This window comes from Planococcus versutus (assembly GCF_001186155.3).
GTDB lineage: Bacteria > Bacillota > Bacilli > Bacillales_A > Planococcaceae > Planococcus > Planococcus versutus.
Genome location: NZ_CP016540.2, coordinates 1,941,077 through 1,953,132 on the forward strand (window position 1 = coordinate 1,941,077; position 12,056 = coordinate 1,953,132).

General features: G+C 37.5%; 13 protein-coding genes. 1 reads left to right on the forward strand and 12 read right to left on the reverse strand.

All coding sequences use genetic code 11. The annotated features are described in order from the left end of the window. Positions 1-24 precede the first annotated feature (24 nt). The 12 genes from I858_RS10005 to I858_RS10060 form a co-directional block, all read right to left on the reverse strand. Positions 25-1,215, reverse strand: coding sequence for a pyridoxal phosphate-dependent aminotransferase (locus I858_RS10005; RefSeq protein ID WP_065524496.1), 1,191 nt, complete (start codon positions 1,213-1,215; stop codon positions 25-27). Between the two features lie 15 nt (positions 1,216-1,230). Further along, positions 1,231-1,707: a cell wall elongation regulator TseB-like domain-containing protein gene (locus tag I858_RS10010; protein WP_065524495.1), complete on the reverse strand. Its 477-nt coding sequence runs from the start codon at positions 1,705-1,707 to the stop codon at positions 1,231-1,233. Positions 1,708-1,715: 8 nt separating this feature from the next. Continuing rightward, a complete protein-coding gene (locus tag I858_RS10015; protein WP_065524494.1) occupies positions 1,716-1,886 on the reverse strand; it encodes a YpmA family protein in 171 nt (56 codons plus the stop codon). A 24-nt stretch (positions 1,887-1,910) separates the two neighbouring features. Continuing rightward, entirely contained in the window at positions 1,911-4,673 is a 2,763-nt protein-coding gene (gene dinG, locus I858_RS10020; RefSeq protein ID WP_065524493.1) for an ATP-dependent DNA helicase DinG, read from the reverse strand. 141 nt (positions 4,674-4,814) lie between these two features. Next, positions 4,815-5,198, reverse strand: a complete 384-nt coding sequence (gene panD / locus I858_RS10025) for an aspartate 1-decarboxylase (protein ID WP_065524492.1) — start codon at positions 5,196-5,198, stop codon at positions 4,815-4,817. A 3-nt stretch (positions 5,199-5,201) separates the two neighbouring features. Then, positions 5,202-6,038 (reverse strand): pantoate--beta-alanine ligase, encoded by an 837-nt coding sequence (gene panC, locus I858_RS10030; RefSeq protein ID WP_065524491.1) that lies wholly within the window; start codon positions 6,036-6,038, stop codon positions 5,202-5,204. 227 nt (positions 6,039-6,265) lie between these two features. Beyond that, the gene (locus I858_RS10035; protein WP_065524490.1) at positions 6,266-7,249 is read right to left on the reverse strand and encodes a biotin--[acetyl-CoA-carboxylase] ligase; all 984 of its coding nucleotides are present in this window, start codon (positions 7,247-7,249) and stop codon (positions 6,266-6,268) included. Then, a complete protein-coding gene (locus I858_RS10040) occupies positions 7,227-8,360 on the reverse strand; it encodes a CCA tRNA nucleotidyltransferase (protein WP_065524489.1) in 1,134 nt (377 codons plus the stop codon). Before I858_RS10040 ends, I858_RS10035 begins: the two co-directional genes overlap by 23 nt. Then, on the reverse strand, positions 8,357-9,496 hold the full coding sequence (gene bshA / locus I858_RS10045; RefSeq protein ID WP_065524488.1) for an N-acetyl-alpha-D-glucosaminyl L-malate synthase BshA: 1,140 nt from the start codon (positions 9,494-9,496) through the stop codon (positions 8,357-8,359). The genes I858_RS10040 and bshA overlap by 4 nt, the downstream gene beginning before the upstream one ends. An 11-nt stretch (positions 9,497-9,507) precedes the next feature. Beyond that, entirely contained in the window at positions 9,508-9,912 is a 405-nt protein-coding gene (gene mgsA / locus I858_RS10050) for a methylglyoxal synthase (protein ID WP_065524487.1), read from the reverse strand. Positions 9,913-9,925: 13 nt separating this feature from the next. Continuing rightward, positions 9,926-10,726 (reverse strand): 4-hydroxy-tetrahydrodipicolinate reductase, encoded by an 801-nt coding sequence (gene dapB, locus I858_RS10055; RefSeq protein WP_065524486.1) that lies wholly within the window; start codon positions 10,724-10,726, stop codon positions 9,926-9,928. Next, positions 10,723-11,061: a nucleotide pyrophosphohydrolase gene (locus tag I858_RS10060; protein ID WP_065524921.1), complete on the reverse strand. Its 339-nt coding sequence runs from the start codon at positions 11,059-11,061 to the stop codon at positions 10,723-10,725. Before I858_RS10060 ends, dapB begins: the two co-directional genes overlap by 4 nt. Positions 11,062-11,168: 107 nt before the next feature. On the opposite strand from I858_RS10060, the gene I858_RS10065 reads away from it, so the two are divergent. After that, positions 11,169-12,035: a YitT family protein gene (locus tag I858_RS10065; RefSeq protein ID WP_083553699.1), complete on the forward strand. Its 867-nt coding sequence runs from the start codon at positions 11,169-11,171 to the stop codon at positions 12,033-12,035. Positions 12,036-12,056 lie beyond the last annotated feature (21 nt).

A 12,056-nucleotide genomic window follows, 5' to 3' on the forward strand; every position in this document is an offset into this window, starting at 1 on the left:
TAGCCTCCAAAGAATAATGTTGTATTAGTCTTGCCATTTCGATGTTACAAATTGGTGAATACGTTTTACAGCTTCTGTCAACGTGTCTAAAGACGTTGCATAAGATAAACGAATCGTCGAAGGTGCACCAAAACCTGAACCTGGGATAACTGCAACGTTCGCTTCTGTCAATAGCGCTGTTGCAAAATCATCAACGGACGAATAACCTGTTTTTTCTGCTGCTTCTGAAACATCTGGCAGTAAATAAAATGCACCTTGTGGTCGCAGCACTGTAAAGCCTGGAATCCCTTGGACTTTTGGAAAAATCACATTCAAACGCTCTTCAAATGCTTGACGCATTTCTTTTACTGCATCCTGTGGTCCATTATAAGCTTCTATGGCTGCATATTGTGAAGTTGTTACCGGATTTGATGTGGAATGACTAGCTAAATCTGTCATAGCTTTTATTAAACTAGCCTCACCCGCTGCATAACCAATACGCCATCCCGTCATTGAATGCGATTTCGATACACCATTAACTAAAATAGTACGATTTCTTGCATCTTCTGAAAGAGTTGCTATAGAGGTATGTTTGACATCTCCATATATTAACTTTTCATAAATTTCATCCGAAACAATTAAAATGTCAAATTCACGACAGATTTCTGCCAGTGCTTCTAATTCTTTTTTTGAATAAATCATGCCCGTTGGGTTACTCGGTGTGTTGAGAATGATTGCTCTTGTCCGGTCTGTAATAGATTCTCTTAACTGCTGAGGAGAAATCTTGTATTCCTGGCTGGCAGTCGTTTCTATGTATACTGGAACACCTTGTGCCAATTTTACTTGTTCAGGGTAGCTAACCCAATATGGAATCGGAATGATGACTTCATCACCTTCATTAAGTAAAACCTGAAACAAAGTGTAGAGCACGTGCTTTGCGCCAATACCCACCATTACTTCTTTTGGCGAATAGTTCAACTGTTGGTCTCTTTGTAATTTATTGATGATAGCTTCTTTTAATGCTGGGAGGCCGCCTGCTGGTGTATATTTTGTTTTGCCTTCTAGCATTGATTGATAAGCAGCTTCTAAAATATTCGCCGGTGTATTATAATCTGGTTCGCCAGCACCCAGACCGATCACATCGATTCCTTGAGCTTTTAATTCATTTGCTTTTGCAGTGATTGCTAGAGTTGTAGAAGGTGTTAACGTTTGCACACGATTTGCTAAATTAATCAAATTTTCTCCACCCTTTCACAAGTTCAAAATACGTTTTCGCCATTGACCGTCATTTGCTGATAAATAGACATAATTTAAAGTGTCTTTTTCATCAACAAAAGCAACTTCCCAAACAGGTTCTTCGCTTTCCATACCCAGTTTCGTATGCAGTATTTTTTGAACATCCATTTCTTCAAGAACAAGTTCACGTGCTTGTTGGGCTGTGATTTTGTCGACTAAAGAAAGCGTCTGCATCTTTTCATCACCTACTGGAACAAACACAGCTGTTAACTCGCCCTTACTTGTTGTTCCCAAAACTGTCACGGATGCTTTTGCGTTTGTATATACATATGCTCGTTCTACTTCCTCAATTAACTGTTCACTTTTTGCGCGATCGATTGCGTATTCTTCTATTTCAGAATAAGGCTTATTGCCAAGAAATAAAACCAAAATAATGATAACTACTGCTAAAAAGGACAAAAATCCGAGTATGAACGTAATCCATTGTCTCATATCATCACCTATGTTTTATAAATTGTAAAAATCGCTTTTTCAGCATTTTCTTTATCGAGCGCTAGTCCAAACATTAAATTCTTGTCTTTTAACGTGCGGTTCAAGGCGTCTACTACTTTATATAAATCAGATTGATACGCAAGCTCTACTGTAGAAATCACTTCAATTTTCGACTCCATGGATGCGCCCTCCTTTTCGTTCTATCAATGCTTATTATACCAAGCTTCAATATCGGTTACCATCTTTTCTAAAGACACTTTAGATACTTCGACCTTTGGCAAAGCATTAATAAATTCTTTACCGTAGGATTTGGTCTCGATTCTTCGGTCCAATACAATAAATAACCCTTTATCATTTTTTGATCGAATCAGACGACCGAATCCTTGTCGTAAGCGAAGCACTGCTTCTGGCAATGCATAATGCAAAAATGGATTAACACCTTCTCGTGTAATAATTTCAGATCGCGCTTTGAAGATTGGTTCTTCTGGAGAAGTAAATGGCAATCGTACGACAATAACCGCACGAAGTGCGTCTCCTGGAACATCAACACCTTCCCAAAAGCTATTCGTACCAAACAGAACAGACTTTTGGAAGCGCTGAAAAGATTTTAATAACTTCATTCGACTACCGGATGAAATACCTTGTGCGAACAACATATAGTCATCTAGCAAACCAGTTTCTTGGATTAAATCGACTGTTTTCCGCAACATATCTTGTGATGTAAATAGCACAAAACAGCGTCCTTCCGTCACAATAACCGTTTGAACGACAGCATCCGCAACCGATTCAATATACTCATGCTGAGAAACATGTTGGATATCTGGCATATCTTCTACGATATAAACATGAGCACCTTGATAAAAATCTTTTGGTGGTTCAAATTTCAAAATTGGAACATTCTCGGGAATCCCAATTTGATTAACAATAAAACGCTCATTTGCAGGAACGGTCATTGTTCCGGACAACCAAATAATGGATTTTTCATGCCGTGCAGAAGCCATAACTTTATCTACTAAAGAAGCAACAGCAAACGGTCGTTTGTACAATGACAAACTTGTAGGCAAACTTCTTAAGTCTCCTTCAACCCAGCTAACTTCATCTGATAATGGAAAGACGAAAATTTCACTAAATTCAACTGCTTTTACCATCAACTCTTCTGTCCAATAACGCCAATCGGCAATCATTAACTGATCTTTTATCGTTTTTTCGATTAGTTTGTCCGCTTTTTGTAAAATCAGTTGTGACAAATCAATCCACTCATTTAAATAATGCAACATCTCTGTAAATCGGCTGTCATCAAGTGACAATTCACTTAAAAGTACAGAATTTTTTTTGTGACGACTTGCAGCAAATTTAGCATCGAATTGCGCTGAAATCAGAGTTGCTATTTCATCAAAAAGAGTTCTAAACTTTAAAAACAACGATTCAAGTCTCAATTGTTCTAGCACACTTGAAAATCCAGTGCGCTCTGCTGCTTCAAAAAGCATTGTCGCTAATTGCTGATCGTCTAAACTGCCAATTTGACCAAAAATGTATTTCCACTGCGTATAAACAAATGTTTTTTCATGTTGTGACACCGCAGCTTGAACAACTTGATGTGCTTCATCCCATATATACGCATCAACATTTGCAAGTATTGTTTTTTTACTTAAATGTTGATTTAATAAAAATGCGTGATTTGTAACAATGACATGCGCATGTGCCGCTTGATATAATGCAAACTCATAAAAATCGACTTTTTTCTCTTGTACTGTGAGTCTACGTATATGTGAACGTCGAATTTTATCTAACACAAATTGACCTCCACTAGAAGCATTAATTTCATTTAAATCACCTGTTTTTGTAACAGTTAACCAAACCAATACTTGCATAATTGTGAACGTCTCATCGTACGATTCATCGTCACCTTGAAGCAATTCGACAAATCTTGCTAAATCAATATAATGCGATAAGCCTTTGATCAACGTAATTCGTACTGGAGAACCAATGAAACGTTCAATCATTGCCCCTTCTTTTAAGACAAGCTGATCTTGTAGATGAGTGGTATACGTACTAATCAACACTTGTTTTCCAGTATCAAGGGCGTAGTTAACAGCAGGCAATAAATAACCGATTGTTTTACCTGTACCCGTCGATGCTTCAATCACAATTTCTTTTTTCTCTACCAATGCCTGTTCAATAGATGCCATCATTTCGTATTGACTTGGTCTTTTCTCAAAGTTTGAAAAAACCGTTTCGAGTCCTTCTCGCCAATCTCGTGATTGAGAAACTGGTTTACTCACGTCTGCTGTAAAAGATTCTTTCGACTTAAGTGGAACACCCTTAAAACGCTCAAAATCATCTGCTAGTGAATTTCTTTTTTTCTGTGTTAACTCAAAAAACAAACGAGACAAATCTGATTTCAAGTAGAATGATCGTTTATGAAGAAACGTCAATGTATCGTATGGCAAAGCTTCTAAATCATTTTTCGCACGTAAAAACAACAAAGCTGTTGCCATTGCATCATCATCTGCACGGTGAGCACTTTCCAGCGGGATTCCAAGTTCTGATGTTATGTCTTGAAGCTTAAAACTAAACGCTGTTGGATACATAAGTCTAACCAATTCAACTGTATCCATTGTAAGTCCTTGCCATGTTGGCAATCCACTTCGTTTGAGCTCGGCTTGTAAAAAAGGCAAATCGAAATTTGTATTATGTGCTACAAAAATAGCATCTTGCATTTTGTCATAAACCGTTTCAGCGTAGTATTCAAAAGCTCTAGCTTTCGCTACATGTTCATCAGTAATATTGGTTAAATCCTGTATAAATAATGGAATCGTACGTCCTGGATTAATAAATTCTGTATATGTATCGATGATTTCACCGTTTTCAATTGTCACCATCGCGAGTTGAATAATCCGGTCACCTTTTGCAGGGGAATGGCCCGTTGTTTCAATATCGACAACGACATACTTTTGCGTATTCATCTTAGCCCCTCTTTCTTAGGTGATTACCTAAAAAAATTGTAACATATCCTATCGCTTTAAGCTTTCAAGATGAAAATTCAATCTTCTTTTTAATTTCTTATTTACTCAGAAAAACAGCTCCCATTTTAGGGAGCTGCTCATTTACATAATAGTTGCTTCAGGTTCATAATGAATGATTTCTTTAATTTGATTGTCTGCGTTCATAATTGCGACTGTTGGTTTATGGTCACGTGCATTCTCATTCATCACATAAGCATACGACAATATAATGACAATATCTCCACGTTGAACAAGTCGTGCTGCTGCACCATTCACACAAATCACACCACTGCCACGTTCTCCTGAAATGATGTATGTTTCAAAACGGGCACCGTTGTTGTTGTTTACAATGTGTACTTTCTCATTTGCTAACATGCCAACAGCGTCTAGTAAATTTTGGTCGATCGTAATACTTCCTACGTAGTTTAAATCTGCTTCCGTTACCGTTGCACGATGAATTTTTGAATGTAACATCATTCTAAGCATGAGTCAGTTCTCCTTTGGATTAAAAATAAGATTATCAATCAAACGTGCTTTTTCAAATTGAACAGCTAACGCAAGAATTACGTCATTTTGAATAGTTTTTGTCAAAGATGGATATCCAAGCAGTTCGATATAATCGATTTTTCCAGATGTGTGTTCCGTTAAGTAAGAAATCATAGGCTCGACCGGATCTTGTTTTTTTAAAAACAAAGTTTTCCCTATTTCCAGTGCCTTTTTTAAATGAAGTGCTTCATTTCGCTCAACATCACTCAAGTAAACATTTCGAGAGCTTTTAGCAAGTCCATCTTGTTCGCGTACTGTTTGTCCTCTTCGTATCGATATTGAAAAATTAAAGTCTGCTACTAAAGATTCGATAATCGCTAATTGCTGCGCGTCTTTCTGACCAAAGTATGCCCGATTGGCTTCTGTTAAATGAAACAACTTGGTAACTACTTTTAATACACCATCAAAATGTCCTGGTCTTTTGGCACCACACAGTACATGTGCGAGTGTTCCTGCAGTTAGTTTAATTGAACTGTCCCGAGGATACATTTCGTCCACACTCGGTGCAAAAATCACATCAGTTCCCACTTTTTTAGCAAGTTGTTGATCGCGTACTAAATTTCTTGGGTACCGATCAAAATCTTCATTTGGCCCAAATTGAGCGGGATTAACAAAAATACTCATGACTACTTTGTCATTTTCCTCTTTTGCTTTTTCTACCAATGACAAATGTCCTTCGTGTAAAAACCCCATCGTTGGAACAATCCCAATCGTCTGACCTGCTTTTTTGGTTTCATGAACCCATTCTTTAAGTTCTTCCACCGTTTGTAAAATCAACATTTTTTCTCTCCTTTCGGGAAGAAAACCATATAAAAAGCCCTTCTATCGAAAAAAAGACAGAAGGACAGTAAATGTGAATTAGGTTTCCTCCGTCCCTGTCGTGAATCTGATCAAGGCAGAACTTTTTTTATTCATTTTTAAGGAATCGCGGTTGTTTGGTACAGTTCGCAAGCGATACTGCCCATTAAAAATACTATAACAGAAATTAAAAGTTAAATATATTTTTCTTAATTGGTCATTTCAATATCTGCTGAGTAAATGCCATGAAGTTTCCCGTCAAGTGTCCGCAATTGAAGTACGCCATCATCGCTAATCCCTTCAGCAATACCTTCTAATGTATGGTTCGTCATTCTTGCTCTCACCGGCTGACCAATTGTTGTCGAGTAGCTTTCCCATAAAATTTTTAACATCCCGAAACCTTCGTCAATATACATTTGCGTATAAAGTTCAGTATAAAAAAGCACGGCTCGGACTAGTTCTTGCCGATTGACGGTTTGTCCACTTATCATTTTTAAAGACGTTGCAATACCCTGTACCTCTAGATCAAAATCTTCTTTGTCTTGATTCACATTTAGTCCGATCCCTACAATTAATGCTTGTATACCATCAGCATCCGACTGAAGTTCTGTCAATATACCTGTACATTTCTTGCCATTTAATAAAATATCGTTCGGCCACTTGATTTTAGGTTGCAATGCAGTTACTTCTTCAATCGCTCGAACGATTGCAACAGCTGTTACTAGTGTAAATTGAGGTGCTTTTTGAGGCGGTACATTTGGACGTAGAATAATACTCATCCACACCCCTTTGTGAGCAGCAGAATCCCATTTCCTAGCCATCCTGCCACGTCCAGCTGTTTGCGTTTCTGTTAGCACCACTGTGCCGTCTGGAGCATTTTCTTGCGCTAATTGATGTGCAATAATTTGAGTTGATGTGCAACTTTCAACGTATTCTATGCGTTGGCCAATTCGTTTTGTTTTTAATCCTATTTGAATTGTAATTGGTTCTAACGTATCAGGTATCGAAACAATGCGATACCCCTTTTTTTTAACAGATTCTATTTCATATCCTTTTTCTTCGAGTTCTTTCATGTGCTTCCAAATGGCCGTTCTAGAAATGCCAAATTCGTCTGCTAGTTGTTGGCCTGACAGAGCTTCACCAGTTGACTCTAGCATTCGTTTTGCTATTTTATACGTGACGGTGATATTCATTTACAAACCAGTCCTTTATCGTTTCTTTCTCATTAGTTAATAGACCATAAACAACTAACTTTTCCATTTTTTCAAGCCATACTTTTAGCCAAGGTCCTGATTTTTCTCCGGTCCACTGCATAAAGTCAAGGCCATTGACAGCCAAATCAGATTTTGTTTGTATCGGCAATAAAGCTTTTTCTTTTTCCAACTCCATGTTTACTTTTTTTACTTGAGCTGCCATTATTAATTGTTCTATCGAATACGAATACAATGTCCACTGATCCCATGTAGTCAAAGCTACTAGCTCTAAGCTCTTTTCAATAACTCGCTTTTCTGCATTGGAAAAACGATAGTCTTTTATAGCCGAAAACGGTTGATTTTGCTGGTGCAATAAGTAAAACCATCCAAAAATAGCATGACCATTTGTTCTATAGAATGTCCAATCATTTTCGAAAAGCTCTCCTGCTGGTAAGAATATCGTCAATCTTGAATCTCTTAAATACTTCAAGCTTTTTTGTGTATCTAGACTAGTAAAAATTTTATCAATTTCCGACTTTACCCGTTCAACTGCAATCGTTTGAATTAATGAAGCATAACTTTTTATGGAAGTAAGAGTCTCGCGTTCAATAGTAAAACCTAGTTGACCCGAAAAACGAATAGCTCTTAACATGCGTAATGCATCTTCTTGAAAACGCTCGTCTGGGTCACCGACTGCACGAATGAGTTGACTTGTTAAATCTTGTTTTCCTCCGAAGAGATCGATAACTTTTAAACTTTCAGTCATTGCCATCGCATTAATCGTAAAATCACGTCGTTGAAGATCTTCACAAAGCGATTGAACAAATTCAACAGAATCAGGTCTGCGGTTGTCGGAATAACTGCTTTCTGTTCGAAATGTCGTAACTTCGATGCCTTCTCCGTCTAATAGCACTAATACCGTCCCATGGTCGATCCCTGTATCTATCGTTCGAGTAAATAATGCTTTGACTTGTTGTGGAAGAGCAGAAGAAGCTACATCCACATCGCAAGGCTCTTTTCCTAGTAAATAATCACGTACCGCTCCACCAACTATATATGCTTCAAACCCAGCTTTTTTCAATATTTTAATGACTTTAATGGCTGTTTTCATTTGTTGTTCTTGTCCATCAATTGCTCATATAACTCTTCATATTGTTCTAAAATTTTTGATGAAGAGAAACGTTCTGCTACTGTTTTCAAGGCTCCTTGCCTCAACTTTTGCAATTGTGAGTCATCACGTAACAGTCGAGTGGCATATTCAGCTGCTTTTTGTGTATCACCTAATTCAACAAGATAGCCATTAATGCCTGGTTCAATAATTTCAGGCATACCTCCGATATTCGATCCAATAACTGGAACTCCGCACGCCATTGCTTCTAATAACACTAAACCAAATGCTTCTTTTTCAGATAATAGCAATTTAATATCACTCATACTATAAAATTCAGCCAAACCGTCTCGTTTGCCAAGAAATAAGACTTGCTCGTCTAATCCCAGTTCTCGTACTTGCTGGATGATGCGTCCCATCTCAGGTCCATCACCAATCAATAATAATTTACACTTGATTTTTTCATATGTTAATGCAAATGTTTCAACCACATCTTGAACTCGTTTCACATTACGGAAGTTCGAAACATGAATCATGACTTTTTCATCTGCATTAATACCAAGCTGTTGTTTTAACTTGCTAGCATCTTGCGAAAAGTATTCACGTTCATCAACAAAATTATAAACTGTTTCAATTTCTTTAATGGGTTGTATCAGTTCATATGTTTGTTCTTTTAACGAGTTCGATACAGCTGTTACGATATCAGATTTTTCGATGCCATAACGAATAGCTTCTTTTAAAGAAGAATCCGCTCCCAACACCGTAATATCTGTGCCGTGTAAAGTCGTCACGATGCCAATGTTTGATGCTGCCATATCGCGTCCTAAAATAGCACAAACAGCATGTGGAATTGCGTAATGAACGTGCAAAAGATCCAAGCCTTCATTTTTAATCACTTCAGAAATTTTGGTAGCTAATGCAATATCATATGGCGCATATTGAAAAACAGAATAAGTATTAATATCTACTTGATGATTATAAATATTAGCGTAAGTTTTATTTAAACGAAAAGGTGTACTAGATGTAATAAAATGCACTTCATGTCCTTTTTCTGCCAACATCTTCCCTAATTCTGTAGCAATAACACCAGATCCTCCAACAGTAGGATAGCAAGTAATGCCAATTTTCATTTTCCGCACATCATTCTCTCCTATCCTCTTCTCTCACCAAGTAAACGCCAATCAATAAAACCTTCTTCTAGCCCTTTTAAAAGCACTTCAGCAGTTCCCATATTTGTAGCCAACGGAATGCTATAGACGTCACACAGACGTATCAAAGCCGTTACATCAGGCTCATGTGGCTGAGCTGTTAAAGGATCACGAAAGAAAATAACCATATCCATTTTATCTTGTGCAACCATAGCACCAATTTGCTGATCGCCACCAAGTGGACCAGACCGGAAACGATTGACCTGTAAACTGGTTTCGTCAATAACTCGTTGTCCGGTAGTTCCAGTTGCATATAGTGTATGTTGAGCAAAAATCGGCTCATAAGCCGTCGCAAATTGGATTAAGTCATCTTTTTTTCTATCATGCGCAATTAATGCGATATTCATTAGATCGTCTCCTTTAGTCAATAATGTGTTCCAAGCCATAAATAAGTTCTTCTTTTTCCATTACTGTCTTAATGGATAACACAATTCCTGACATAAATGAGCCTCTATTAAAAGAGTCATGGCGTAGTGTCAGCAATTGACCTTCCCCACCAAGCAAGACTTGTTGATGAGCAACTAAACCAGGCAAACGAACGCTGTGAATGCGCATACCATCGTAATTAGCACCACGAGCTCCTTCGAGAACTTCTTTTTCACCAGCATGTCCTTGTGGATGAATAGTTCTATTTTGTGAAATCAGATGTGCTGTTTTTAATGCTGTTCCAGATGGAGCATCTTTTTTTTGATCATGATGCATTTCAATGATTTCAATATCTGGTAAATAATTAGCAGCTTGTTCTGCGAATTTCATCATCAATATCGCTCCTAACGCAAAGTTAGGTGCGATGATGCATCCAATTTTTTTATTTTTTGAAAGAACTTTTAATTCATCGAGTTGTTCGTCTGAGAAACCAGTCGTCCCAATAACTGGACGTATATTTAACTCTAAAGCATTTTTTGTATGTTCATATACAAATTCCGGCGTTGTTAAATCGACGAATACGTCGGGTGCTGTTTCTGAATAAAGTTCTTCAAGGTTTGTAAAAATGGGCACAGTAAAATTAGCCGGAAACAAATGAGTGTCTGCTAAGGTTCGTCCAATTTCTTTATAGTCAAGTGCCGATACCAATTCCATCTCTGGATTGTTCATTACAGTATGTACCGCTTCTTTTCCCATTTTACCTCTTGCTCCTGCGATAGCTACACGAATCGTCATTTTTGTTCGTCCTTTCTCGTCCAACGATTTTGATCGCGCGTATTGAATTTTTTGATTACTTGGTCATGTGCATCTGCCAAATCAATACCCATAGAATTAGCCATACATATTAAAACAAATAAAAGATCGCCCATTTCTTCTTCGATGCTATTGTCATCTTCAGAATTTTTCTTTTTTTTCGGTCCATATTGATGCATGACTTCTCTTGAAAGTTCACCTATTTCCTCAGTTAAACGAGCCATCAGTTCCATTGGCTGAAAATAGCCTTCTTTATATTGTCCAATATATGTGTCTACATCTTCTTGTAACTGTTTCATCGTTTTTTCACCGTTCATTTCATCACACTCCTCAGTCAATCGTAAAGAAAACAAAGGATGTTGTCAAAACACATTATTTAAACGATAATACAGAAGTTGATATTTACGAAAGGAGCTTAGCAATAGTGAAAGAATTGAAATTTAAGAACGTCTTTTTCATCCTTGTTGGAGCTGCTATTTATAGTTTTGGATTTGTTCACTTTAATATCCAAAACGAATTAGGAGAAGGCGGTTTTGCTGGGATTACATTGATTTTGTACTTCATCTTTAATTGGGACCCTGCTTTAATGAATTTGCTTTTAAACATTCCATTATTTTTTATAGGATGGAAGCTTCTTGGTAGAAAAGTTTTTCTTTATACCGTTATCGGCACTGTAGCGGTTTCTTTCTTTTTGAAAATCTTTTTAATCTATGAAATTCAAATCAACTTACAAGATGATTTATTTTTAGCGGCATTGTTTGCAGGTGTTTTTGTCGGCATTGGACTCGGTATTATTTTCAGGTTCGGAGGAACTACTGGAGGCGTAGATATTATTGCCCGTTTAGCCCAAAAGTACATAGGCTGGAGCATGGGGAAAACCATGTTCTTGTTTGACGCCGTCGTCATTATGTTATCTTGGTTAACGTTTCTCGATCATCGCTCCATGATGTATACTCTTGTTGCTGTTTTTATCGGCGCTCGGGTTATTGACTTTGTGCAAGAAGGTGCTTATTCAGGTCGTGGTGCGTTAATCATTTCAAATTCGCAGGAAGAAATCGCCAGTCGCATTGCTATTGAAATGGATCGTGGCATTACCATTCTTCGAGGCTATGGGCATTTCACGAAAGAAGAACGAGAAGTATTGTATTGTGTAATTGCAAGAAATGAAATTGTGCGGTTAAAGAGCATTATTAATTCGGTAGATCCTCATGCATTCGTTTCGTTAATGGATGTTCACGATGTAATGGGTGAAGGATTTACGCTCGATGAAGAAAAACGACCAATTGAATAACAGGAAAGTACAAAAAAACGG

Excerpts from the sequence above, each read along its gene's own strand:
- I858_RS10010 (WP_065524495.1), bottom strand. The coding sequence starts at position 1,707 with ATGAGACAATGGATTACGTTCATACTCGGATTTTTGTCCTTTTTAGCA.
- I858_RS10015 (WP_065524494.1), bottom strand. The coding sequence starts at position 1,886 with ATGGAGTCGAAAATTGAAGTGATTTCTACAGTAGAGCTTGCGTATCAA.
- dapB (WP_065524486.1), bottom strand. The coding sequence starts at position 10,726 with ATGACGATTCGTGTAGCTATCGCAGGAGCAAGAGGTAAAATGGGAAAA.
- panD (WP_065524492.1), bottom strand. The coding sequence starts at position 5,198 with ATGCTTAGAATGATGTTACATTCAAAAATTCATCGTGCAACGGTAACG.
- I858_RS10035 (WP_065524490.1), bottom strand. The coding sequence starts at position 7,249 with ATGAATATCACCGTCACGTATAAAATAGCAAAACGAATGCTAGAGTCA.
- dinG (WP_065524493.1), bottom strand. The coding sequence starts at position 4,673 with ATGAATACGCAAAAGTATGTCGTTGTCGATATTGAAACAACGGGCCAT.
- mgsA (WP_065524487.1), bottom strand. The coding sequence starts at position 9,912 with ATGAATATCGCATTAATTGCGCATGATAGAAAAAAAGATGACTTAATC.
- panC (WP_065524491.1), bottom strand. The coding sequence starts at position 6,038 with ATGTTGATTTTACAAACGGTGGAAGAACTTAAAGAATGGGTTCATGAA.
- I858_RS10060 (WP_065524921.1), bottom strand. The coding sequence starts at position 11,061 with ATGAACGGTGAAAAAACGATGAAACAGTTACAAGAAGATGTAGACACA.
- I858_RS10040 (WP_065524489.1), bottom strand. The coding sequence starts at position 8,360 with ATGAAAACAGCCATTAAAGTCATTAAAATATTGAAAAAAGCTGGGTTT.